Source organism: Saccharopolyspora flava, from assembly GCF_900116135.1.
Classification (GTDB): domain Bacteria; phylum Actinomycetota; class Actinomycetes; order Mycobacteriales; family Pseudonocardiaceae; genus Saccharopolyspora; species Saccharopolyspora flava.
Map to the genome: position 1 here is coordinate 133,456 of NZ_FOZX01000003.1, position 23,818 is coordinate 157,273.

The 23,818-nt window shown below is 71.2% G+C and carries 23 protein-coding genes; 6 read left to right on the forward strand and 17 right to left on the reverse strand.

All coding sequences use genetic code 11. The annotated features are described in order from the left end of the window. Positions 1 to 12 precede the first annotated feature (12 nt). On the forward strand, positions 13 to 2,403 hold the full coding sequence (locus tag BM424_RS11030; protein ID WP_093415956.1) for a Tex family protein: 2,391 nt from the start codon (positions 13 to 15) through the stop codon (positions 2,401 to 2,403). Between the two features lie 58 nt (positions 2,404 to 2,461). On the opposite strand, the gene BM424_RS11035 is transcribed toward BM424_RS11030, so the two are convergent. From BM424_RS11035 to BM424_RS11065, 7 genes are all read right to left on the reverse strand, one after another. Further along, on the reverse strand, positions 2,462 to 2,650 hold the full coding sequence (locus tag BM424_RS11035) for a DUF397 domain-containing protein (RefSeq protein ID WP_093415957.1): 189 nt from the start codon (positions 2,648 to 2,650) through the stop codon (positions 2,462 to 2,464). A 295-nt stretch (positions 2,651 to 2,945) separates the two neighbouring features. Next, positions 2,946 to 3,707: a MerR family transcriptional regulator gene (locus tag BM424_RS11040; RefSeq protein WP_093415958.1), complete on the reverse strand. Its 762-nt coding sequence runs from the start codon at positions 3,705 to 3,707 to the stop codon at positions 2,946 to 2,948. 64 nt (positions 3,708 to 3,771) lie between these two features. Further along, entirely contained in the window at positions 3,772 to 4,533 is a 762-nt protein-coding gene (locus BM424_RS11045) for a FadR/GntR family transcriptional regulator (protein ID WP_425441995.1), read from the reverse strand. Then, positions 4,530 to 5,297 (reverse strand): 3-oxoacyl-ACP reductase, encoded by a 768-nt coding sequence (locus tag BM424_RS11050; protein WP_093415959.1) that lies wholly within the window; start codon positions 5,295 to 5,297, stop codon positions 4,530 to 4,532. The genes BM424_RS11045 and BM424_RS11050 overlap by 4 nt, the downstream gene beginning before the upstream one ends. A 15-nt stretch (positions 5,298 to 5,312) precedes the next feature. Beyond that, positions 5,313 to 6,668 carry an aldehyde dehydrogenase family protein gene (locus BM424_RS11055; protein WP_093415960.1) on the reverse strand — a complete coding sequence of 452 codons (1,356 nt, stop codon included), beginning with the start codon at positions 6,666 to 6,668 and terminating at the stop codon, positions 5,313 to 5,315. Next, on the reverse strand, positions 6,665 to 7,384 hold the full coding sequence (locus tag BM424_RS11060) for a gamma-glutamyl-gamma-aminobutyrate hydrolase family protein (RefSeq protein ID WP_093415962.1): 720 nt from the start codon (positions 7,382 to 7,384) through the stop codon (positions 6,665 to 6,667). Before BM424_RS11060 ends, BM424_RS11055 begins: the two co-directional genes overlap by 4 nt. After that, entirely contained in the window at positions 7,365 to 8,723 is a 1,359-nt protein-coding gene (locus BM424_RS11065; RefSeq protein WP_093415963.1) for a glutamine synthetase family protein, read from the reverse strand. Before BM424_RS11065 ends, BM424_RS11060 begins: the two co-directional genes overlap by 20 nt. A 203-nt stretch (positions 8,724 to 8,926) precedes the next feature. Between BM424_RS11065 and eat the strand changes: the two genes are divergently transcribed. Next, positions 8,927 to 10,366, forward strand: a complete 1,440-nt coding sequence (gene eat / locus BM424_RS11070) for an ethanolamine permease (protein ID WP_175548036.1) — start codon at positions 8,927 to 8,929, stop codon at positions 10,364 to 10,366. Between the two features lie 76 nt (positions 10,367 to 10,442). Here eat and BM424_RS11075 read toward each other — a convergent pair whose 3' ends face one another. From BM424_RS11075 to BM424_RS11085, 3 genes are read right to left on the reverse strand one after another with little or no spacing between them, the layout of a single operon-like run. Further along, positions 10,443 to 11,963 carry a tripartite tricarboxylate transporter permease gene (locus BM424_RS11075; RefSeq protein ID WP_093415965.1) on the reverse strand — a complete coding sequence of 507 codons (1,521 nt, stop codon included), beginning with the start codon at positions 11,961 to 11,963 and terminating at the stop codon, positions 10,443 to 10,445. 3 nt (positions 11,964 to 11,966) lie between these two features. Next, positions 11,967 to 12,491, reverse strand: a complete 525-nt coding sequence (locus BM424_RS11080; protein ID WP_093415966.1) for a tripartite tricarboxylate transporter TctB family protein — start codon at positions 12,489 to 12,491, stop codon at positions 11,967 to 11,969. Further along, complete coding sequence (locus tag BM424_RS11085) at positions 12,488 to 13,474, reverse strand: Bug family tripartite tricarboxylate transporter substrate binding protein (protein WP_093415968.1); 987 nt, start codon at positions 13,472 to 13,474, stop codon at positions 12,488 to 12,490. Before BM424_RS11085 ends, BM424_RS11080 begins: the two co-directional genes overlap by 4 nt. Positions 13,475 to 13,721: 247 nt before the next feature. On the opposite strand from BM424_RS11085, the gene BM424_RS11090 reads away from it, so the two are divergent. Together BM424_RS11090 and BM424_RS11095 are read left to right on the forward strand one after the other, a co-directional pair. After that, on the forward strand, positions 13,722 to 15,284 hold the full coding sequence (locus tag BM424_RS11090; protein WP_425441996.1) for a sensor histidine kinase: 1,563 nt from the start codon (positions 13,722 to 13,724) through the stop codon (positions 15,282 to 15,284). Next, the gene (locus BM424_RS11095; RefSeq protein ID WP_093415969.1) at positions 15,281 to 15,964 is read left to right on the forward strand and encodes a response regulator; all 684 of its coding nucleotides are present in this window, start codon (positions 15,281 to 15,283) and stop codon (positions 15,962 to 15,964) included. Before BM424_RS11090 ends, BM424_RS11095 begins: the two co-directional genes overlap by 4 nt. Positions 15,965 to 16,024: 60 nt before the next feature. Here BM424_RS11095 and BM424_RS11100 read toward each other — a convergent pair whose 3' ends face one another. From BM424_RS11100 to BM424_RS28380, 6 genes are all read right to left on the reverse strand, one after another. Beyond that, positions 16,025 to 17,227: a cytochrome P450 gene (locus tag BM424_RS11100; RefSeq protein WP_093416926.1), complete on the reverse strand. Its 1,203-nt coding sequence runs from the start codon at positions 17,225 to 17,227 to the stop codon at positions 16,025 to 16,027. Then, positions 17,227 to 17,790 carry a GTP-binding protein gene (locus BM424_RS11105; RefSeq protein ID WP_425442006.1) on the reverse strand — a complete coding sequence of 188 codons (564 nt, stop codon included), beginning with the start codon at positions 17,788 to 17,790 and terminating at the stop codon, positions 17,227 to 17,229. The genes BM424_RS11100 and BM424_RS11105 overlap by 1 nt, the downstream gene beginning before the upstream one ends. Before the next feature lie 10 nt (positions 17,791 to 17,800). Continuing rightward, positions 17,801 to 18,160: a DUF742 domain-containing protein gene (locus BM424_RS11110; RefSeq protein WP_093415972.1), complete on the reverse strand. Its 360-nt coding sequence runs from the start codon at positions 18,158 to 18,160 to the stop codon at positions 17,801 to 17,803. Continuing rightward, a complete protein-coding gene (locus BM424_RS11115; protein ID WP_093415974.1) occupies positions 18,157 to 18,561 on the reverse strand; it encodes a roadblock/LC7 domain-containing protein in 405 nt (134 codons plus the stop codon). Before BM424_RS11115 ends, BM424_RS11110 begins: the two co-directional genes overlap by 4 nt. A 67-nt stretch (positions 18,562 to 18,628) precedes the next feature. After that, positions 18,629 to 19,960: a sensor histidine kinase gene (locus tag BM424_RS11120; protein ID WP_093415975.1), complete on the reverse strand. Its 1,332-nt coding sequence runs from the start codon at positions 19,958 to 19,960 to the stop codon at positions 18,629 to 18,631. Between the two features lie 115 nt (positions 19,961 to 20,075). Beyond that, the gene (locus BM424_RS28380) at positions 20,076 to 20,321 is read right to left on the reverse strand and encodes a hypothetical protein (protein ID WP_139274045.1); all 246 of its coding nucleotides are present in this window, start codon (positions 20,319 to 20,321) and stop codon (positions 20,076 to 20,078) included. Positions 20,322 to 20,346: 25 nt separating this feature from the next. Here BM424_RS28380 and BM424_RS11125 point away from each other — a divergent pair, with 25 nt between their 5' ends. Both BM424_RS11125 and BM424_RS11130 read left to right on the forward strand, forming a co-directional pair. Beyond that, positions 20,347 to 21,144, forward strand: coding sequence for an SAM-dependent methyltransferase (locus tag BM424_RS11125; protein ID WP_093415977.1), 798 nt, complete (start codon positions 20,347 to 20,349; stop codon positions 21,142 to 21,144). Between the two features lie 68 nt (positions 21,145 to 21,212). Further along, entirely contained in the window at positions 21,213 to 22,328 is a 1,116-nt protein-coding gene (locus BM424_RS11130) for an acyltransferase family protein (protein ID WP_245775768.1), read from the forward strand. On the opposite strand, the gene BM424_RS11135 is transcribed toward BM424_RS11130, so the two are convergent. Next, positions 22,316 to 23,677 carry a S28 family serine protease gene (locus BM424_RS11135; RefSeq protein WP_093415978.1) on the reverse strand — a complete coding sequence of 454 codons (1,362 nt, stop codon included), beginning with the start codon at positions 23,675 to 23,677 and terminating at the stop codon, positions 22,316 to 22,318. The two genes, BM424_RS11130 and BM424_RS11135, sit on opposite strands and share 13 nt — an antisense overlap. Positions 23,678 to 23,818: the final 141 nt, after the last annotated feature.

Below are 23,818 nucleotides of genomic sequence, written 5' to 3' on the forward strand. Positions count from 1 at the left end.
GAACCAGGAAACGTGACGACGACTGTTCATCAGAAGATCGCCGAGGAGCTCGGGGTCCGCGAAGGCCAGGTGGCCTCTGCCGTCGAACTGCTCGACGGCGGGTCGACCGTGCCCTTCATCGCGCGCTACCGGAAGGAAGTGACCGGGGCGCTCGACGACGCCCAGCTGCGCACCCTGGAGGAACGGCTGCGCTACCTGCGCGAGCTCGAGGAGCGGCGCGCCACGGTGCTGGAGTCGATCCGCTCGCAGGGCAAGCTCAGCGACGAGCTGGAGACCCAGATCAACGCCGCCGACTCCAAGGCGCGCCTGGAGGACATCTACCTCCCGTACAAGCCCAAGCGGCGCACCAAGGCCCAGATCGCCATCGAGGCGGGCCTGGAACCGCTGGCCGACCAGCTGCTGTCGGACCCGAGCAACGACCCGCAGGCCACCGCCGAGGGCTTCGTCGACGCCGACAAGGGCGTGGCCGACGTCCAGGCGGCCCTCGACGGCGCCCGCTCGATCCTGGTGGAGCGCTTCTCCGAGGACGCCGACCTCATCGGCGAGCTGCGCGAGCAGATGTGGACGCGCGGCCGGATCGTCTCCAAGGTCCGCGAGGGCAAGCAGGAGGAAGGCGCCAAGTTCGCCGACTACTTCGAGTTCGACGAGCCCTTCACCGCGCTGCCCTCGCACCGCATCCTCGCGCTGTTCCGCGGCGAGAACGAGGAGGCCCTGGAGCTGTCCCTCGAACCCGACGACGGCACGCCGGTCGAGGGCCCGACCTCCTACGAGCTGCGGATCGCCCAGCAGTTCGGCATCGCCGCCCAGGGCCGCCCGGCCGACAAGTGGCTCTCCGACGTGGTCCGCTGGGCCTGGCGGACCCGCGTGCTGACCCGGCTGAGCGTGGACCTGCGGCTGCGGCTGCGCCAGCACGCCGAGGACGAGGCCGTCCGGGTGTTCGCGGCGAACCTGCGGGACCTGCTGCTGGCCGCCCCGGCCGGCTCGCGCGCCACGATGGGCCTGGACCCGGGCTACCGGACCGGCGTGAAGGTCGCGATCGTCGACGGCACCGGCAAGGTCGTGGCCACCGACACCATCTACCCGCACCAGCCGCAGCGGCAGTGGGACCAGGCGCTGGCCAAGCTCGCCGAGCTGGCCCAGCGGCACGAGGTGGACCTGATCGCGATCGGCAACGGCACCGCCTCCCGCGAGACCGACAAGCTGGCCGGTGAGCTGATCGGCAAGCACCCGGAGCTCAAGCTGAGCAAGGTCTCGGTCTCCGAGGCCGGCGCCTCGGTGTACTCGGCCTCGCCCTACGCCTCGCGGGAGCTGCCGGAGCTGGACGTGTCGCTGCGCGGCGCGGTGTCCATCGCCCGCCGGTTGCAGGACCCGCTGGCCGAGCTGGTCAAGATCGACCCGAAGTCGATCGGCGTGGGCCAGTACCAGCACGACGTCTCCGAGTCGAAGCTGTCGCGCTCGCTGGACGCGGTGGTCGAGGACTGCGTGAACGCCGTCGGCGTGGACGTCAACACCGCCTCGGCACCGCTGCTGACCCGCGTGTCGGGCATCAGCGAGACCCTCGCGGAGAACATCGTCAGCCACCGCGACGGCAACGGGCCGTTCCGCACCCGCAAGGCGCTCAAGGACGTGGCCCGGCTCGGGCCGAAGGCGTTCGAGCAGTGCGCGGGCTTCCTGCGCATCCCGGACGGCGACGACCCGCTGGACTCCTCGGCCGTGCACCCCGAGGCCTACCCGGTGGTGCACCGGATCCTGGCCTCCACGCAGAGCGAGATCGACGCGCTGATCGGCAACGCGAAGGTCCTCAAGCAGCTGCGGCCGCAGGACTTCGTCGACGAGCAGTTCGGCCTGCCGACGGTCACCGACATCCTCGCCGAGCTGGACAAGCCGGGCCGCGACCCGCGTCCGGAGTTCAAGACGGCGACCTTCGCCGAGGGCGTCGAGAAGATCGCCGACCTGCAGCAGGGCATGACGCTGGAGGGCGTGGTCACCAACGTGGCGGCGTTCGGCGCGTTCGTCGACGTGGGCGTCCACCAGGACGGCCTGGTGCACGTGTCGGCGATGTCGAAGAACTTCGTCAACGACCCGCACGACGTGGTCAAGTCCGGCGACATCGTCCGGGTGAAGGTCCTCGACGTCGACATCCCGCGCAAGCGGATCTCGCTGACGCTGCGACTGGACGACGAGCCGGGCAAGGGCGGCAAGCCCGAGCGCGCCGAGCAGGGCGTCCGCGCAGGTGGCGGCCGCGGCAACAGCGGCGGCAACGGTGGCGGGGGCAACCGCAACGGCGGCGGCAACCGCGGCGGCGGGAAGCAGAACCGCGGCGGTGGTGGCCGCCAGCGCAACGACGCTCCCAGCGGGGCGATGGCCGAGGCGCTGCGCAGGGCCGGTTTCGGCAAGAACTGATCGCGAACCGACGAGGGGCTCCCGGCGATGCGCGTCGCCGGGAGCCCCTCTTGTCATGTCACCGGTCGAAACGTCCGGCCTTGATGGCGTTCACGAAGGAACGCCACTGCTCGGCCGAGGCGGTGATGCTCTCCTGCCGCGATGAGTTCCGCACGGCGATACCGGGTCTCAGGGGGCCGACTTCCAGGCGGGAACTCAGGTTGTGAGACCGCGACGAAGCTCGCCACAGGGCCGGGTTCGCTGTCATGTTCTCGCGCCTTCCAGCTGATCGAGGATCACGGCGTCGGATCCGTTGTCTCACACGGACCCGCCACCAATCTCAGAAGGGTAATCACCGCCCCGGAGCGGACGATCACTTCCTCACCCGCCGCCGCGAGCCTTCTGAACCGATCTTGAAACCGCGTTCGTCCACAGTGGACGAACGGGAAAGCGCGGGGAAAGGCCGTCCGCCGAAACCGGCCCGCAGGAAAGTGGTGGGAAAGCGAGACGCGGCGGCACCGGCGAATTACGCGCCCGATCAGGACACCGAAAACCCGAAAGCGTCAGCGATCGGCGGTTTCCCTGCCGGACGAGGCGACCTCGCGCTGAGACATGACCTCGGCCATGCGTTCTCCGACGACGGTGGGGATGAGGCGCTCGGCCGAGCGGATCGCCGCGGCCTGCAGCGCGTTGAACACCAGCGGGCGCAGCCGGTCGATGACCTCGCCGTAGAACGGAGTGGCCTCCTCGGCGCTCGACGCGCGGGTCACCACGTGCTGCCGCACCAGGTCGGCGAGGTCGTCACCGAGCGAATCCACCTTGCGCAGCAGTTCTTCGGCGATCGTCAGCGTCTCCGACAGCGGGATGCCGAGGTCGACCATCTCCACCGCCGCGTCGTAGAGCAGCGGGCTGGTGGTGACGAAACCGCGTCCGCGCCGCTCCAGGATGCCCAGGTCGATGACCCGCTTGATCGCGCTCGGGGTGATCTGGGTGCCGAAGCGCTTGCGCAGCTCGCCCAGCGTCACCGTCCGCGGCTGCTCCTTGGCCCAGGTGCGGTCGGCGACCGCCTCCTCCAGGCCGAGCACGTCGCCGAGGCTGCGACCGGACTCCCAGGCGCCCAGCATCTCCTTGATCTGCGCGAACGCGTATCCGCGCTCCAGCATGCTGATGATCAGCTTGAGCCTGGTCAGGTGCGCGTCGGAGTAGATCGCCGTGCGACCCTCCTTGCGGGGCGGCGGCAGCAGGTCGCGATCCTGGTAGACGCGAACGTTGCGCACCGTGGTTCCCGCTGCCCGGGCGAGGTCGTCGATCCGATAGTCCACCACGCCGCGAAGTGTAGTTACTCGTCGCAAGCCGTGCCGCTCCCCGTGCGCGCCGGGATTCGGCGGTTCAGGACAGGAAACCCCGCAGCAACGCGGCCGTTCCCTCCAGGTGTTCGGCCATCGCGACGCGAGCCTTCTGCGCGTCTCCGTCCAGCACGGCGCGCACGACGGCCTCGTGCTGCTCGTTTGAGTGCTCGATGTTGCGCTCCAGCAGCGGAATCGCGTCGAGCAGCGCGTTGATCCGCATCCGCACGTCGGCGATCGCCGAGGTCAGCGACGCCGATCCGGTCAGCTCGGCGATCGCGAGGTGCAGACGTGAATCCATCCGCCGGTAGTGCCGCAGTGCGCAGTCGCCGGCCTCGCCCAGCCGCGAAACGAGATGCGCGCGCTCCGCTTCGCCCAGCTCGCGGGAGGCGGCCTGCTCGGCCGCGCCGACTTCCAGCACGTGCCGGTGCGTCAGCGCGTCGTGCAGGTCGACGCCGAGTTCGCGCGCGATCCGGCGCGGCCCCTTCCTGCTGGACCGCGCCGGTTCGGCGTTGACGAACGTGCCACCGTAGCGACCGCGCCGGGACTCCACGTAACCGGATTCCTGCAGCGCCCGAATGGCTTCCCGCAAGGTGACCCGGCTCACCCCGAGCCGTGCGGCGAGTTCGCGTTCGGCGGGGAGCCGTTCCCCGGGTGCGACGACGCCGAGCCGGATCGCCTGCAGCAGCCGCTCCACGGTCTCCTCGAAGGCGTTGCCCGCGCGCACGGCGCGGAACAGCGCCTCCTCGGCCCGGTCCCGCAGCACCAGCGGTTCCCCCGGCACGTCGCCTCCTCGCTCGCTCACAGCGGTGTCACGTACGCCCCCGAGATCCCGCCGTCGACCAGGAACTGCGAGGCGGTGATGAACGAGGCGTCATCGCTGGCCAGGAACGCCACGGCCGCGGCGATCTCGGTGGCCTCCGCGAATCGTCCCATCGGCACGTGCACCAGGCGCCGCTGGGCGCGCTCGGGGTCCTTGGCGAACAGCTCCTGCAGCAGCGGGGTGTTGACCGGGCCGGGGCACAGCGCGTTGACGCGGATGCCCTCGCGCGCGAACTGCACGCCCAGCTCCCGCGACAGGGCCAGCACGCCGCCCTTGCTGGCGGTGTAGGAGATCTGCGAGGTCGCCGCGCCCATCACCGCGACGAACGAGGCGGTGTTGATGATCGAGCCCTTGCCGCGCCGCCGCATGTGCGGCAGGACGTGCTTGCAGCACAGGTAAACCGACGTCAGGTTCACCTCCTGCACCTTCTGCCAGGCCTCGATGCCGGTGTCGAGGATGGAATCGTCGTCGGGCGGGGAGATCCCGGCGTTGTTGAAGGCGATGTCGACGGCGCCGTGCTCGGCCTCGGCGGTGGCGTAGAGCCGCTCGACGGCGGTGGCGTCGGTGACGTCGGTGTGCACGAACATCCCGCCGACCTCCTCGGCGGCGCGCTCACCGGTCTCGGCGTCGAGATCGGCGATGACCACGCGGGCTCCTTCGGCGGCGAAGCGGCGCGCGGTGGCCAGCCCGATCCCGCTGCCGCCGCCGGTGATGACGGCGACCCGGTCCTGCAGACGTTCCGGCATGACGTTCCTCCTGACTCACGCGGTGGGGATGAAGACGTTCTTCGTCTCGGTGAACGCCTCGGCCGCGTCCGGGCCGAGTTCGCGGCCCAGACCGGACTGCTTGAAGCCGCCGAACGGCGTGGTGGGCCGGACCGAGGCGTGCGAGTTGACCGACAGGTTCCCGGCCTGCACGCCGCGCGAGACCCGCAGCGCGCGTCCCACGTCGCGGGTCCAGATCGAGCCGGACAGGCCGTAGCTGGTGTCGTTGGCGATCCGCACCGCGTCGTCCTCGTCGGCGAAGGGCACGACCGCCACGACCGGCCCGAAGATCTCGTCGGTGAACGCGGGATCGTCGAGCGTGGTGGTCAGCACCGTGGGCGGGAACCAGAACCCCTCTCCCGCAGGCGCTTCGGCCTGAATCGCGACGTCGCCGCGGACGTAGGAGGCGACCTTGTCGCGGTGCGCGGCGGAGATGAGCGGGCCCATCTCGGTGTCCTCCTCGGACGGGTCGCCGACCTTCACCCCGCGCACCGCGGGTTCCAGCAGTTCCAGGAACCGGTCGTGGACGGACCGCTGCACGAGGATGCGGGAGCGCGCGCAGCAGTCCTGACCGGCATTGTCGAAGACCCCGTAGGGCGCGGTGGCCGCGGCCCGCTCCAGGTCGGCGTCGTCGAAGACGACGTTGGCGCTCTTGCCGCCGAGTTCGAGCGTGACGCGTTTGACCTGGTCGGCGCACCCGGCCATGATCCGCTTGCCGACGCGGGTGGAGCCGGTGAACACCACCTTGCGCACGTCGGGGTGGGTGACGAAGCGCTCCCCGACCACCGGGCCCTCGCCCGGCAGCACCGTGAGCAGCCCTTCGGGCAGGCCGGCTTCGAGGGCGAGCTCGCCGAGGCGGATCGCGGTCAGCGGGGTGAGCTCGGCGGGTTTGAGCACCACCGCGTTGCCCGCCGCCAGGGCGGGCGCCAGTCCCCAGCCGGCGATGGGCATCGGGAAGTTCCACGGCACGATCACCCCGACCACGCCCAGGGGTTCCTGGAAGGTCATGTCGATGCCGCCCGCGACCGGGATCTGCCTGCCGAAGAGCCGTTCCGGGGTGGCCGCGTAGTACTCGAGCACGTCGCGGACGTTGGCCGCCTCGCCGCGCGCGGAGCTGATGGGGTGCCCGGAGTTGCGGACCTCCAGGCGCGCGAGGTTCTCCAGGTCGCCGTCGACGGCGTCGGCGAACCGCCGCAGCAGCCGAGCCCGGTCGGCGGGCGCCAGGGCGGCCCAGTCCCGTTGCGCGGCAACGGCTCTGGCGATGGCCGCGTCGGTCTGCTCGACGGTGCGCAGCGGCACCACCGCGATGGTCTCCCCGGTCGCCGGGTTGATGACGTCCTGCACGTCGTTCACGCGCCTTCCTCCTCGGCCGCCGCGACGAGGGCGGCGAACAGCCGGTCGTCGGTGCGGTCCTCCTCCGGATGCCACTGAACGCCGATCGCGAACCGCCCGGGCAGCTCCACCGCCTCGGGCGTGCCGTCCTCGGCCCGTCCGGTGACCACCAGGTCCCGGCCGATCTCGGCGAGGGCCTGGTGGTGGTAGCAGGGCACCTCGACCTGCGCGCCGAGCACGGCCGCGACGCGGCTGCCGGGGGCGAGCCGCACGCGGGTGCGGCCGAACTCGGCGGGTGCCGGTTGGTGCCCGGCGTGCTCGACGAGGTCGGGCAGGTGCTGCCGGAGCGTGCCGCCGAGGGCGACGTTGAGCACCTGCGCGCCCCGGCACACGCCCAGCACCGGCGTGCCCGCCGCCAGCGCGGCCCGCAGCAGGCGGCTCTCCCAGTCGTCGCGCTCGGGACTCGTGGCGCCCAGCAGCGAGTGCGGGGTCTGGCCGTAGCCGGCGGGGTCGAGATCCGGTCCGCCTGCGATGATCAGACCGTCCACTGCGGACACCGCGTCGTCGGCGGAGTCGGGCAGGACGGGCAGCAGCACCGGAAGTCCGCCCGCCCGGTGCACGGCGCGGACGTAGCCGGTCGGCAGCAGGGCCGCTTCCCGGTCCCACACTCCCCATCTCGCGCGTTCGACGTAGCTCGTGATGCCGATGACCGGCCGGTCAGAGCCGTTCGAAACCACGGACTCGCTCCCAGTCGGTGACGGCGGAGTCGAAGGCCGCGAGCTCCACGCGCGCGGCGTTGAGGTAGTGCTCGACGACGTCCTCGCCGAACGCCTTCACCGCGACCTCGCCGGCGGCGAGCCGGTCGGCGGCCTCGCGCAGGGTGCGCGGAACCGAGGGGCGGTCGGCGGCGTAGGCGTTGCCCTCCAGCATCGGTTCCAGCGGCAGCTCGGCCCGGATGCCGTGCAGCCCGGCGGCCAGGATCGCCGCCACCGCCAGGTACGGGTTCACGTCGCCGCCCGGGACGCGGTTCTCCACCCGCAGGCTCTCGCCGTGCCCGACCACGCGCAGCGCGCAGGTGCGGTTGTCCCGGCCCCAGGCGATCGCCGTCGGCGCGAAACTCGCTGCGGCGTAGCGCTTGTAGGAGTTGATGTTGGGCGCCAGGAAGTACGTCAGCTCCGGCAGGCACGCCAGCTGCCCGGCGATGAAGTGCCGCATGATCGGCGAGAACCCGTGCTCGTCGTCGCCGGTCAGCGCCGAGCTGTTCGCGTCGCGGAGGCTGACGTGGATGTGGCAGGAGTTGCCCTCGCGCTCGTCGAACTTGGCCATGAAGGTCAGCCCGAGCCCGTCGGCGGCGGCGATCTCCTTCGCGCCGTTCTTGTACAGCACGTGGTTGTCGCAGCTGGTCAGCGCCTCGTCGTAGCGGATCGCGATCTCGTGCTGGCCGAGGTTGCACTCGCCCTTGGCCGATTCGACGTAGAGGCCGGCGCCGGTCATGTCGTTGCGGATGCGGCGCAGAAGTCCTTCCACGCGGCCGGTTCCGGCGATCGAGTAGTCCACGTTGTACTGATTGGCCGGGGTCAGGTCGCGGTAGCGCTTGTCCCAGGCCTGCTCGTAGGAGTCGCGGAACACCCGGAACTCCAGCTCGGTGCCGACGTGCGCGGTGAGCCCGAGCTCGGCCAGCGCGTCGAGCTGGCGGCGCAGGACCTGGCGCGGCGACGGGCCGACCGGTTCGCCCGAGTGCCACAGCACGTCGCAGAGCACCAGCGCGGTGGCCGGCTGCCACGGGATCAGCCGCAGCGTCGCCAGGTCGGGGCGCAGCACGAAGTCGCCGTAGCCGGTGTCCCAGGAGGTCAGCGCGTAGCCGTCGACGGTGTTCATCTCGACGTCCACGGCCAGCAGGTAGTTGCAGGCCTCGGTGCCGTGCGCCAGCACCTCGTCGAGGAAGTAGCGGGCGGCGCAGCGCTTGCCCTGGAGCCTGCCCTGCATGTCGGTCAGCGCGACGACCACCGTGTCGACGTCGCCGGAGTCGACCAGCTCGCGCAGTCGATCCACGGTCAGGGGTTCCTGCTGCGGCACCGCGCCTCCCGGAAAGGTATGCGATCAGACCTTTGGCCCGGTGCGATCACAGCAGCAGCCGAAACCCGCTGTCAATGCGGCCATTGGGGTTATCCGAGGCGGTAACCCGACGGCAACGCGCGACACCTTGACAGCGCCGAGGCAACCTCGGGAAGCTTCCGGATCAACCGCAATGGGCCAACTGAATACCAATCGGAGGAACCGTGGCGGACGCACCGAGATCGGTCGACTACGAGCGGGCGGGCAGCGACTACCTGGACAAGCGGCGGCTCAAGGGCGGCGCCGCCGGGTGGGTCCTGCTGGCGGGACTGGGCGTTTCCTACGTCATCTCCGGCGATTTCGCCGGGTGGAACTTCGGGCTGGCCGAGGGCGGCTGGGGCGGGCTGCTGCTCGCCACCGCCCTCATGGCCGCGATGTACACGTGCATGGTGTTCGGCCTGGCCGAGATGGCCTCCGCGCTCCCGGTCGCCGGGGCCGGGTACGGGTTCGCGCGGCGCGCGCTGGGCCCGCTGGGCGGTTTCGCGACCGGCACGGCGATCCTCGTCGAGTACGCCATCGCCCCGGCGGCGATCGCGGTGTTCATCGGCGGATACGTGGAATCGCTGGGCCTGTTCGGCCTGACCAACAGCTGGCCGGTGTACCTGGCGTGCTTCGCGATCTTCATCGGGGTGCACCTGTGGGGCGTGGGCGAGGCGCTGCGGCTGATGTTCGCGATCACCGCGGTGGCGGTGGTCGCGCTGGTGGCGTTCGTGGTGGGGATGATCCCGCACTTCTCCCCCGCCAAGCTCGTCGACATCCCGGCCACCGAGGCCTTCGGCGCGAGCGAGTTCCTGCCGTTCGGCTACGCCGGTGTGCTGGCGTCGCTGGTGTACGGGATCTGGTTCTTCCTGGCGGTGGAAGGGGTTCCGCTGGCGGCGGAGGAGGCGCGCGACCCGCGCCGGGACATGCCGCGCGGCATCATCGCGGCCGTCTCGGTGCTGCTGGTGTTCGCGGCGGCGATCCTGCTGGTGGCCCCGGGCGGGTCGGGGTCGGCGGCCATCGCCGAGGCCGACAACCCGCTGCCGGAGGCGGTCCGGGTGGCCGCCGGTGAGGGCAGCGTCCTCGCCGAGGTCGTCAACTACGTGGGGCTGGCCGGGCTGGTGGCGAGCTTCTTCTCGATCATCTACGCCTCCTCGCGCCAGCTGTTCGCGCTCTCCCGGGCGGGCTACCTGCCCCGGGTGCTGTCGGTGACCGGCACGCGCCGGACGCCGTACCTGGCGCTGCTGGTGCCGGGTGCGATCGGGTTCGTGCTGGCGGCGGCGACCGGGGACGGCGCGCTGCTGATCAACATCGCGGTCTTCGGCGCGACCGTCTCCTACGTGCTGCTCAACCTCTCGCACATCGTCCTGCGGTTGCGCGAGCCCGGGCTCGACCGCCCCTACCGCACCCCGGGCGGCGCGATCACCACCGGGATCGCCCTGGTCCTGGCCCTGGCGGCGGTGGTCGCGACGTTCATCGTGGACATGCTCGCGGCGGCCATCACGGCCGCGCTGTTCCTCGTCGCGCTCGGCTACTTCTGGTTCTACAGCCGCCACCACCTCGTCGCCGACGCGCCCGAGGAGGAGTTCGCCGCGCTGCAGGCCGCCGAATCCGAGCTCGGCTGAGCGGAAAAGGGAGGTGGCCCGGTCGGACGGGGGAAGCCGACCGGGCCACCTCGCGAGCGGTGGAGATCCGGGGGATCTAGACCTCCACCTTCTCCCCCTCCTGGGGAGCGTCCTGCCCGCGCCGGGGCAGCAGCCGGGCCAGCAGCGGCCACAGCAGGATCAGCACCACGATGCAGTAGACGGTGATCGAGAACGGCGTGTTGACCAGCCCGCTGAGGCTGCCGTCGCTGATCTGCAGCGCCCGCCGCATCTGCTGCTCCGAGGTCGGCCCGAGGATCACCGCGATGATCGCGGGCAGCACCGGCAGGCCGTAGCGGCGCATCGCGAAGCCGATCAGGCCGATCACGAACAGCACCAGCAGGTCCAGCGGGTCACCGCCGACCGCGTAGGCGCCGACGCTGGCGAAGAACAGGATGCCCGCGTACAGGTACGGCCGCGGGATCTGCAGCAGCTTCGCCCACACCGGGGCCAGCGGCAGGTTCAGCACCAGCAGCAGCACCGAACCGATGAACATGCTGGCGATCAGCGCCCACACCAGGTCCGACTCGCGCTCGAACAGCAGCGGACCCGGCTGGATGCCGTACTGCTGGAACGCCGCGAGCATCACCGCCGCGACCGCCGTGGTCGGCAGGCCCAGCGTCAGCATCGACACCATGGTGCCCGCCGCCGACGCGCTGGCCGCCGCCTCCGGACCGGCCACGCCCTCGATCGCGCCCTTGCCGAACTCGTCGCGGTGCTTGGACAGCCGCCGCTCGGCCACGTAGGACAGGAACGTCGGGATCTCCGCACCACCGGCCGGGATCGCGCCGAACGGGAACCCGATGAACGGGCCGCGCAGCCACGGCTTCCAGGTCCGGCGCACGTCCGAACCGGACAGCAGCGCGCGGCCGACCGGGATCGGTTCGGCGTTGCTGCGCCGCAGGTGCGCGGCGACCCACAGCGACTCGCCGATCGCGAACAGCCCGACCGCGACGAGGACGACGTCGATGCCGTCGGACAGGTGCAGCATCCCGAAGGTGAGCCGCTGCTGGCCGGTCATCTCGTCCAGGCCGATGATGCCGAGCGTGAGACCGATGAGCAGCGAGGCGAACCCGCGGATCCGGGACTTGCCGAGCACCGAGGTGATCGCGATGAAGGCGAGCACGGTGATCGCCAGGTAGTCCGGTGCGCCGATGTCGACCGCCAGCGACGCCACGGTCGGCGCCAGCAGCACCAGCAGGGTCAGGCCCACGATAGCGCCGATGAAGTGCCCGACGGCCGCGGTCGCGAGCGCTTGCGCGCCACGACCCTTGCGCGCCATCGGGTTCCCCTCCAGCGCGGCGATCACCGAGAAGCTCTCGCCCGGGGTGTTGAGCAGGATCGAGGTGGTCGATCCGCCGAACATGCCGCCGAAGTAGATGCCGGCGAACATGATGAACGCGCTGGTCGGTTCCAGGGCGTAGGTGACGGGCAGCAGCAGCGCCACCGCCATCGCCGGGCCGATGCCGGGCAGCACGCCGATGGCGGTGCCCAGCAGCACGCCGAGCGCGGCCCACACCAGGTTCATCGGGGTCAGCGCGGTGGCGAACCCGTCGAGCAGCAGGTTGAACGATTCCATCAGTTACAGCACCCCCATCAGCGGGCCGCCGGGCAGGGGGACACCGAGCAGGTTGTTGAACACGAAGTACGTCGCCACCGACAGCACCGCCGCCAGCAGCGGGTCCCGCACCGCGTTGCGGCTGCCCAGCGCGTAGGCGCAGCCCCAGAACAGGATCATCCCGGACAGCGGGAAGCCGATGATGTTGATCAGCACCGCGTCGGCCAGGAACGACGCCGACAGCAGCAGCACCGTGCGCCAGTCGCTCGGTGCCGACAGGTCGACGTCCTCACCGGTCTCGGACTCGCCGCGCCCGCCGCGCAGCACGTCGCGGGCCAGCAGCGCCGCGACGAGCAGCAGCAGGCCGCCGATGAGGAACGGCACGGTCTTGGGCCCCACCGGCCCGCGCTGGGTGAAGTCGGTCGAGATCGACGCGGCGTCGACGAGCACCAGCACGCCCAGCAGCGCCAGCAGCACGCAGATGCCCAGCTCGGAGTGCTCGCGCAGCCAGGTGCGCTTGGAGCCGGTGGTGGTCGTGGTTTCGGTCATGCCAGCCCCAACTCCTTGAGCACCGAGGCCACCCGGTCGTTCTCCTGCCGCAGGAACTCGCCGAACTGCGGGCCCGGCTGGAAGGCCTCGGTCCAGCCGTTGCGCTGCATCGCGTCCTTCCACTCGGGGGTGGTGTTGAGGCGCTCGAACAGCGACACGAGCTTGGCGCGGTCGGCCTCGTTCATCCCGGGCGGGGCGACGACGCCGCGCCAGTTGGTGAAGTTGACGTCCACACCGGACTCGATCAGCGTCGGCGCGTCGACGCCGGGCAGCCGCTGCGGGCCGGTGACCGCCAGCACGCGCAGCTCACCGGCCTCGATCTGGTCGCGGTACTCGCCGATGCCGGAGACGCCGAAGGCGACCTTGCCGCCGAGCACGGAGGCCAGCAGCTCGCCGCCGCCGTCGAAGGGCACGTAGTTGACCTGCTTCGGCGCGAGCCCGATGGCCTTGGCCATGAGCATCGGCGCCAGGTGGTCGGGCCCGCCGGGCGAGGAGCCGCCGCCGACGGGAACGCCGCCGGGGTTGGCCTTCCAGTCGCTGAGCAGCTGGTCGAGGCTGCGGTACGGCGAGTCCTTGCCGACCACGACGACGTTGGACTCCTCGACGAGCTTGGCGATCGGCGTGGTGTCCTGCAGCGACACCGGCGAGTGGTTGGTGTAGACGCTGCCGACGACGCCCAGGCCCATCGACATGGCGAGCTTGCCGTTGCCGCGCTCGTTGACCACGCGCCCGAGACCGACCGTGCCGCCGGCGCCGGGGAGGTTGAACACCTCGGTGTTGCTCTGCAGACCGGCGTCGTCCATGGCCTTGACCGCGGTGCGAGCGGTGATGTCGTACCCGCCGCCGGGCGAGTTGGGCACCAGGACCCGCAGTCCTCGGATCTGCGCTTCGGCGCTGCTGTCTGTGCTGGTGCTGACCAGTGGTGGCACCAGGAGCACGAGCAGCACGGCCGCGATCGCAGCCAGCGCGCTGCGTAGCCGCACGGGCAATCCCGCCTCTCCATTGTGGTCGGAACGTGAGCCGGCTCATGCTGCACCGCCGGTCGGTGATCTGTCTCCCTTAACGTCGTAACGACACTTCCGAAACTTGTGTAACCGGGCCGCGGCGGCCAACGATCGATACCCGCGAAACGCGCGCCGACCCGCCCGATTCCTCCCCCGCGACTCGCTGACCAGTGTCTTTGCGACTTCTCGACGAGCGCGGGTTAACGTTCCCGCGAGGAGGTGCGCGGTGCTGCGTGTGCAGGGGAGCTTGTCGCGGCAGCTGCTGAGCTGGCAGCTGCTGATCATCCTCGTGCTGCTCGGCACCGTCGCGGTGTACTCGGTGTCGCAGAGCGACGCGGCGTTCCGGGCCACCGAGGGCCGCAAGATGCTCTCCGTCGCCGAGGACCTGGCGGCCACCGAGACCGTCCGGGCCGGCTTGCAGGACCCCTACCGGCGGGACGCGCTGCCGATCCTCGCCGAGAGCGCGCGGAGCCTGTCCGGCGCCGACCAGGTGATCATCGCCGACGCGCGCGGCCGGGTGCTGACCTCGCCCGATCCCGGGCAGCGCGGGCATCCGCTGCCGCTGGGCGAGTCGACGGTGCTGCGCGGCGCGGCGTGGGTCGGCGAGGTCCGGGCCGACGGCACCGACACGCTCGTGGCGCACGTGCCGGTCATCTCCAACGACGCGCGGATCGTCGGCGTCATCGCCGCCGGCCGCAACACCCCCGACCTGCTGCAGGGGTTGCGCAACGCGCCAGAGAACCCGCTGGCGCTGCTGGCGTTCGCCGCGTTCCTCGGCATCGCCGGGTCGGTGCTGCTGGCGCGCCGGGTCAAGCGGCAGACCCTCGGGCTGGAACCGCAGGAGATCACCCGGCTCGTCGAGCACCGCGAGGCGCTGCTGCACGGGGTGCGCGAAGGCGTCGTCGGCGTCGACGAGCAGAACCGGATCACGCTGGTCAACGACCAGGCGCTGCGACTGCTCGCGCTGCCTGCCGACAGCCTCGGCCGGCACATCGACTCCCTCGACCTCGGTGACCGGGCGCGCGACGTGCTCACCGGGCGCTCCGACGGGGTCGACCAGATCGTGCTGCGCCGGGGACGGGTCGTGGTGCTCAACCGGATGCCGATCTCCGCGGTCGGCGCGGTGGTGACGATGCGCGACCGCACCGAGCTCGTCGACCTGCAGCGGGAGCTGGCGGTGCACCGCGACACCACCGACACGCTGCGCGCGCAGGCCCACGAGTTCTCCAACCGGCTGCACACCATCTCCGGGCTGGTGGAGCTCGGCGAGTACGAGGAGCTGCAGCGCTACGTGCAGCGCATCAGCGGCCACAGCGAGCGCTGGCACGCCGAAGTCACCTCCCGGGTGCACGACCCGGCCACGGCGGCGCTGCTCATCGCCAAGTCGAGCCTGGCCGCCGAGCGCGGGGTGGGGCTGCGGCTCCACGAGCAGAGCCACCTCGGCGAGATCGACGAGGAGCTCTCCGCCGACGTCGTCACCGTCCTCGGCAACCTCGTCGACAACGCGCTCGACGCGCTGGAGTCCGCGCGGGACGCGTGGATCGAGGTGGAGCTGCACCACACCGACGAGATCACCGTCGTGGTGCGCGATTCCGGGCCCGGGGTGGCGCCGGAGATCGTCGAGGAGGTGTTCCGGCACGGGTTCACCACCAAGGCGGCGCGCGGCGGCGAGCGCGGGCTGGGCCTGGCGCTGACGCGGCAGATCTGCCGCCGCCGCGGCGGATCGGTCGAGGTGCACAACGCCGACGGCGCGGTGTTCACCGCGCGACTCCCCCTGGAGGCGGCATGATCAGAGTGCTGGTGGTCGACGACGACTTCATGGTCGCCAAGGTCCACAGCGGCTACGTCTCGCGGGTCGAGGGCTTCGAGGTCGTCGGCACCGCGCACACCGGGGCCGACGCGGTGGTGGCCGTCGACGAGCTGCGGCCGGACCTGGTGCTGCTGGACATCTACCTGCCCGACCTCGACGGCCTGTCGGTGCTGCGGCAGCTGCGCGGCCGGCCGTCGGCGGACCCGGACGTCATCGTGATCACCGCGGCCCGCGACCTGGACACCGTGCGGGGCGCGATCCACGGCGGCGCGCTGCACTACCTGATCAAGCCGTTCAGCTACGAGGCGCTGCGGGAACGCCTGGAGAGCTTCCGCTCGGTGCACCGCGCGCTGGCCGACCTGCCCAGCGACGCCCCGACCGCCCAGCAGGACGTCGACCGCCTCTTCGGCACCCGCACCCGCGGCGTCACGCCCCCGAAGGGCCTGTCGCCGGAGACCTCCCGCATCGTCGAGGACATCCTCCGCGCCCGCTCCGCCGGCGGCGGTGACGTCTCGGCCGCCGAGTGCGCCGAGGCCACGGAGCTCTCGCGGGTCAGCGCCCGCAAGTACCTGGAGCACTTCGTCGAGACCGGCCGCGCCGAAGTCCACCTCCGCTACGGGGGCACGGGCCGCCCAGAACGCCGCTACCACTGGCTCTGACCCGCAAAACCGTTGCTGTGGTTGCTGTGCTCAGCGGTGCGGGTAGCGAAACCTGAGCTCCTAGTGCGGGGAGAACGTCACCGGTAACGACGTGAGGCCTCGCATGAGGACCGAGGGGCGCCAGGTGAGGTCGTCGGGGTGGACTCCCAGGGTGGTGTCGGGGAGGCGGTCGAGGAGGACCTCGATGCCGGTGGTAGTGATGGTGCGGGCGATCTCCTGAGCCGCGTGCGGGCAGCCGTGCTCGCCGTGGCTGAACGACAGGTGGGCGTGGTTGCCGAGCGCGCCCTCGTGGCCGCACGGGCGGACCTGCGGGTCGGCGTTGGCCGCCGCCAGGCACAGGACCAGCAGGTCTCCCCGCCGGACGGCCTGGCCGCCGAGCTGCACGTCCCGGGTCGCCCAGCGGCCGACGTGGTTCTGGATCGGCGTGTCCTCCCACAGCACCTCGTTGAGCGCGTGGCCGACGCTGCTGCGCCCGCCGGCGAGGTCGATGGCGAAGCGCGCGTCGGTGAGCATCAGCCGCAGCGCGTTGCCCATCCAGTCCGATGTGGTCAGATGCGCCTTGCCGAGGGTGATGAACAGGTCCGCGGCGATCTCGTCCTCGGAGAAGCCGATCGGGTGCTCCACCAGGTGCGAGACCAGGTCGTCGGACGGTTCGGCGCGTCGCTCGCGGACCAGCCGCAGCATCCGGGCCACGGTGCGCTCGTGCGCGCGCACCGCCTCCTCCCCCTCCTGCCCGGACAGCGCCACGTCGTGGGTGAGCATCGGGGCGTCGTCGTCGGGCAGGCCGTAGACGGCGGCCATCGCCAGCAGCGGGATCTGGTGGGTGTACTCGACGACCAGATCGGCGAAGCCCCGGCCGGCGAACCGGTCGATGAGCCGGTCGCAGATCCGCTCCACCGACGAGGCCAGCTCGAACCGGTCGACCGCGGCCAGCGCCTCGTGCACGGCCGCGCCGCGGGTCCGGTGCTCGGCGACGTCGGTCAGCAGCGCCGACGGGCGGGGTTCGACGTAGGCGCGCAGCGACCAGTTCTCGGGGATCCGGTGCCACTGGTTCCAGCGTCGCGGATCGCGGCTGAACAGCTCGGGATTGCCCACCACGTAGTGCACTTCGCGATAGCCGAGCACCGACCACGCCGGGACACCGCCCTCCAGCCGCACCGGGGCGACCGGGCCGTGCTCGCGCCGCAGCCACCGGTACACCGCCGCCGGGTCGCGGTGGAACTGCTCGCCGAAGAACGGGGTCGCGCCCACTCCCTGGTCCATCACCGGCCCCCGGCCAGCGACAGCTCGCGCAGGTGCTCCACCAGGCGCACCAGCACTCGCGCGCTGGAGTCGCGGTCGCGGGCGTCGCAGTCGAGCATCGGCACGTCGGCGGGCAGGTCCAGCGCCTCGCGCACCTGCTCCAGGGTGTGCTTCGGGACGCCGAAGTTGTTGCGCGCCACCACGAACGGCGTTCCCTGCTCCTCCAGCCGGTCGAGGGCGTACCAGCAGTCGGCGACGCGGCGGGAGTCCACCAGCACGACCGCGCCGAGGCAGCCGCTGAACAGCTGGTCCCAGATGAACCAGAACCGCTCCTGGCCCGGCGCGCCGAACAGGTACAGCACCATCCGCTCGTTGAGCGTGATGCGCCCGAAGTCGAAGGCCACCGTGGTGGTGGTCTTGGCGCCGACGCCGGCGGTGGAGTCCACGCCGACGCTGGCGACGGTCATGGTCTCCTCGGTCTCCAGCGGCCGGATCTCGCTGACCGAGCGCACGAGGGTTGTCTTGCCGACCGCGAAACCGCCGATCACGACGATCTTGAGCCCGTCGGCGGCGGTGGACCGCAGCGGGACGCGGTCAGATGTTGCGAAGTCCAACTAGCACCTGCTCGAGGAAATCCGGGGTCGGTATCTCCGACGGGGCGCGGCGGCTGGAGGGGTGCCGCGCGGTGATCTTGCCCAGCGCCTGGAGGTCGCCGAGCAGGATGCGCACCACGCTCACCGGCAGCCGGAGCTCGGCGGCCAGCTCGACCACCGAGATCGGCGAGCGCGCCAGGCCCAGGATGGTGGCGTGCTCGGACTGCATGCCGGGCGTCGGTTCCCCCTCGGTGACCACGAGGGTCACCGAGTCGAACGCGTCGTCGGCGGGACGGGTGCGGCCGCCCGTGACGATGTAGAGCCGGTCCGGGTTCTCGTCGTCGAGCAGCCGCCGGGTCATGAGACCTCGACCCGGTTCGGACTCCGCAGGTACTCGCCGATCTGCTCGACGAGCTCGTTCATGTTGTGGCCGATGATGCCCACGTCGGCCTCGTCGGAGGCCAGCACCGCGAGGTGGGCGCCGAACCCGGCTTCGACGATGCACAGCACACCGCCGTAGAACTCGGTCATCGACTGCCGCACTCCCCCGCTGCCGTCGCCGAACTCCACCGACGCGCCGTAGGACAGGCTCTGGATGCCGGAGGCGATCGCCGAGAGCTGGTCGGCCTGGTCGGGTCCGAGACCGGCGGTGTGGCACAGCTTGAGGCCGTCCTTGGACAGCACCAGCGCGTGTCTGGTGCCGGGGGTGTTCTGCAGCAGGTTCTCCAGCATCCAGTCGAGCTCACGGGTGTCGATGGTCATCGCGGCTGCGGGACGGCGGGCGGGGTGCCCCGCGGTCCCACACCTCCAATCGGGGCTGTCGGGGGGTTCATCGGGGCTGATCGTCCGATGTGGACGATTCGTCGCGGCGGGCGCGGGAGAACGCGCCGAAGCGGGTTCCCGCGTCCGGACGCGCGGACTCGGCCCGCCTGGGAGCCGGGGTCTTGCGCGCTGCGGTGAGGGTGCTCCCCCGGCGACGCTTGGGGAGCTCGCCGGGATCGGTGGTCTCCGAAGGGGTTTCGGCGTGGGGGTCGAGGGTGTGCGGGACGGGTTCTTCGGCGGGGGCTTCGGGTTCGGCGCGCGGCTCGGTGATCAGCTTCTGCGGGATCATCATCACCACGCCGGTGCCGCCGCGCGCCGAGCCGCGGAAGGACACCGACAGCTCGTGCTTGCGCGCCAGGCACCCGACCACGGCCAGGCCGAGCCGGCTGCCGGCGAGCTCGGCGAGGTCCAGCGGGGTGCCCGAGACGGCCTGCTCGGCGCGGGCCAGCGCGGCCTCGCTCATCGCCAGCCCGCTGTCCTCGACGGTGATGACCACGCCGCTGTGCACCTCTTCGACGTAGACGTGCACCTCTTCGGTGGGCGGGGAGAACTTGGTGGCGTTGTCCATGATCTCGGCCAGCGCGTGCATCACGCCCTCGGCCGCGTAGCCGACGACGGCGACGGTGCTGGTGGAGTGCAGCCGGATCCGCTGGTAAGCGCTGATCCGGCCCATCGCACCGCGCAGCACGCTCTCCATCACGATCGGCTTGGTCCAGCGGCGCCCGCTGCGGGCGCCGGTGAGCACGGCGATGCTGTCGGCCAGCCGCCCGGCCTGGGCGGTGGTGTGGTCGAGCTTGAGCAGGTCGGCGAGCACGTCCTCGGACTCGTGCCTGCCCTCCATCTCGCGCAGGTCGGCGAGCATGCCGGTGGCCAGCGCCTGCACCCGGCCCGCGGCGTTGGAGCAGGTGGACAGGGCGGCGGCGCGCAGCTTCTCGGCCGCGGCGAGTTCCTGGGACAGCGCCTTGATGACGCGGCGGTGCGGGATGCCGAAGCTCTGGTTGAGCTCCTTGGCCGCCTCCTCGGTCCCGGTCCCGGCGCGCAGGTCGCGGGCGAGGGCGGGCAGCGCCTCGTCGGCCAGCCGCACCAGGTCGGCGTTCATGCCGGTGGCGGCGAGGCGGTAGTGGCGGGTCATCTGCACGCCCCGCACGACTCCGCCGACCGCGGCCGACAGGGCGACCACGAGCAGCGCGCCGACGGCGGCGACGGGGCTTTCCAGCGGGCCCTGGAACAGCGCCCAGCCGAGCAGCGCGCCGGACAGGCCCAGCGTGATCAGGAACGCGACGACCACCGGATACCGATAAGGGAACTCTCCTCGGGGCACGGGGTTGTCGGTCGACATCAACGGTTCCTCATCGCCGGATGCGGGGTGGGGGCTCGCTTGGGCGCGCGGGTACGCGACGCAGATAGTAACGGAGAGCATACAGCTGATGACTCTCTTTTGGGTGATACTCGCCTCACTGCGGCGAACCAACGCCATTTTCGATCTTCAATCCGGACACCAACCCGCCGCTTAGTGCCGTAGTTCTTTCGGTTTTCCACAGAAGAGGAAACGCATTTTTCACCCGTTCCCGGAAGGCGTCGCGGCCCGTTCGGAGATCTTGCGCGTTACTCCAGAGAGGTGACGCTGCGTCACTGCGCTGCGGATTTTTCACCTGATCAGGACGAGGTCCGATCACTACGCTACGCATCAGTGAAGTCACTCGCAGACACCTTGGCGGCCGACCGATGATCACCAGGACCCTCGACCTGGACCGCCCGAGCGACGCGCGGGTCCACGACTACCTGCTCGGCGGCGGCAGCAACTTCGCCGCCGACCGCGCGCTGGCCCGCCGCATCCTCACCGCCGCGCCCTCGGCCCGGCTCGACGCGCTGGCCAACCGCGACTGCCTGCGGCGGATGATCCGCACCTGCCTCGACCACGGGGTCGACCAGTTCCTCGACCTCGGCTCCGGCATCCCCACCGCGGGCAGCGCGCACGAGATCGCGCCGGACTCCCCCGTGGTCTACGTCGACAACGAGCACCTGGCCGCCACCCAGGGCGAACTCCTGCTGCGCGGCAGCGGCACGGCCGCGATGGTGCACGCCGACGTGCGCGATCCGGACGCGGTGCTCGGAGCCGAGCGGACCCGCGAGCTGCTGGACCTCGACCGCCCGGTGGCGGTGCTGCTGTTCGGCGTGGCCCACCTGTTCGGCGAGCACCACCACCCCGCCGAGGTGATCCGCGGCTACACCGAGGCGCTGGCGCCCGGCTCGTTCCTGGCGTTGTCGCACCTCACCGACGAGTTCACGCCGCGGCGGGCCCGCGACCTGCTCGCCGTGCTGCCGGACTGCCCGCCCTCGGTGACGCGGGACCGGGCGACGGTGCTGTCGTTCCTCGGCGGTCTCGAACCGCTCGAACCGGGCGCGGTGCCGGCCTCGGACTGGAGACCCGACGACGCCTCCGAGGACCTGCGCGTCGACGAGCCGCTGAGCTTCGCCCTGCTCGCCCGCACCCCTCCTCGCCCGAACAGCCCAGGAAGCTAGACTGTTCGCTCGAAGCCCACCTCTACCTGCGGTTTCTTCGGACAATCCCGACCTTCGAGGTAGCGAGCGTGCAGGAACTCATCCCCGCGGCGGCCGCGCCGAAGCGCAGCAACCGGAAGGTCAGCTGGGACGTGGTGCGCACCGCGTGCGTGGTGCTGGTGATGCTCTACCACGCGACCTACATGAGCCGGGTGACTCATCCCGACCTCTCCCCGCGCACGCTGTACTTCCCGTACCAGGTGGGCGCGAGCCTGCTGCTGGTGATCTCGGCGTACTTCGCGGCGGCCACCATCCGGCGCGGCAGCCTGCGCCGCTACTGGTGGAAGCGGATGGCGCGGCTGGTCCCGCCGTTCGCCGGGGCGGTGGTGCTGATCTGGCTGGTCCTGCGGTTCCTGCGGCCGCCCGGGTGGGTCGAGCCCACCGGCGCCGACCTGGCGCACCACCTGCTCATGCTGTGGAACTGGAAGCCGCAGGTCTACGCCTTCCTGGACGGTTCACACTGGACGGTCCCGCTGCAGCTGATGGGCTTCACCTTCGCCGCCGTTCTCTACGCCACCAAGTGGGGCCACGGCAACAAGATCGTCTGGGTGATGTGGACAGCTGTACTACTTCCGCTCGCCCAGTGGCACTTCCGCATCTCCGGGGTGCCCGAGACCTACCGGATGCTGGTGGACGGGTTCGGCGCGCACCGCTGGCACCTGTTCGTCGCCGGGGTGGCGATCTGGATGGTCTCCACCGGTCGCCTGGGACGCGGGCACTTCGCGCTGCTGCTGGCCGCCTGCATGGGGGCCCAGGCGCTGCACAACTACATCCGGCTCCCCGACGGCGCGCTGGACTGCGACTGGGGTTCGACCATCGCCGTCTGGATCGGACTGCTGGTGCTAACGCTGGTGGCCTGCGGGCCGGACTGGCCCCTGCCGCCCGCGGTGGCGCGCGCGGTGACCTGGTTCGCCGGCATCTCCTACGGCGTGTTCCTCACCCACCAGACCATCGGCTACATCCTGCTGCACTACCTCGACACCAACGGCGTGCCGTCGCTGCTGCAGACCCTGTCGGTGCTGGTCACCGGCACGGTCGTGGGCTGGGCGCTGACCAAGCTGGTCGAGCGCCCCGCCCACGACTTCCTGATCCGCCTCTACGACCGCACGTTCAGCGAGCGGAACCCGGCCCGTCAGAGCGGGTGACGTTCCAGCGGCCGCTGGTCGAGAGAGGTGCTGCGCAGCGCCGGGGCCTCCACCCCGGCCCAGCGGCGCACCGTCGCCTCGGCCTCGGCGCGCTGCCCGGCAGGCAGCCCCGCGATGTCGGCGCCGTGGTTGGCGCCCGGCACCAGGTAGGAGTGCGAGTCGAGGGCGCTCGGCTCGAACGGTTCGGCGCTCCACGGGTCGTTCTGCCCGTTGACGAACATCAGCTCCGAACCCCGGCTGCGCACCCAGCCGTCGACCTCGCGCATCGCGCCCGGCTCGAACCGCATCGGGATCTCGCGCGGCACCAGGTTGCGCGGTTGGCTCAGCTCCCGGTGGTGCAGCAGGTCGGCCAGCGGTTCGTCGGAGACGTCGGGCCAGCCCAGCTGCGTTCCCGCCTGGTAGTAGTACGGCGTGTAGGGCTCCATGCCCTGGTCGGTGTAGAAGGCGAACTCGACCGTCTCGTCCAGGAACCGGTAGATCTCGTCGGTGCTCGCGCTCGGCGCCGGGATCCGCCCGCAGTCCTGCTGACCGCGGTACTGCCAGAAGCTCCACGGCGCGTCGAGCACGACCAGCTCCAGGCCCCGGTCGATGTCGCCGATGATCCGGTCGAAGGTCAGGCCCTGCTCGTCGGCCTGGGCCTGGAACTTCGCGATCATCTCCGGCCGGCGCAGCAGCGCCTCCCACTGCACGGCGGTCAGCGCCTCGCGGCACGCTGGATCGGTACCGACCGATGAGAGGAACCCGTCGTAGGCGTCGTGAGCGTTGTCCACATCGTTCGGTGCGACGTACGCAACGGTTCCGTCCACGTCGTCCGGGTAGAAGTGGCGGTGGTAGACCGCCGTCATGCCACCCTTGCTCGCGCCTGTGGTGATCCACTGTCGATCGAAGATCCCCCGCAGCGCCGAGATCACCTCGTGCTCGTCGGTGGCGGCCTGCCAGATGTCGAGATCGGTCCAGTCGGCGGGTTCCGGCCGCGACGGGGTGAAGAAGCGGTGCTCCAGCGTGATCTGGTTGCCGTCCACGAGCTGCGTCGGCTCGGTGCGGTTGGTGCTGGTCGGCAGCCCGTAGCCGGTCGTGTAGACGACGGTGGGGCGGGAGACGTCGCGGTGCAGCAGGGTGAGCCGCTGCTGGAACGTCCCGGCCTCCGGGTGCCGGTGATCGGCCGGCTGGGCGAAGGTCAGGTCGAACAGCCGGAAGCCCGGTTCGGTGGGCCGCTCGCCCACCACCGTCAGGCCCGGCACCTGCTCCAGCCGCTGCGCCACGTCCTCCGGCGGGGCCGCTCCCGCGGGCATCCCGACCAGCAGCAACGCGCAGACCGCGACGGTGGTCCCCCATCCGCGCCAGTTCATCCGACCTCCCGTGAGCACGACGATCGGAGCAAGATAGCCAGCCGGGCGGAGCACCGGGAAGCGCGCGGCGTGTTCTCGTCACGTCCCCCGCACGCAGCAACGGGCCGCCCGCCGGGTGTCGGGCGGGCGGCCCGTCGCTCA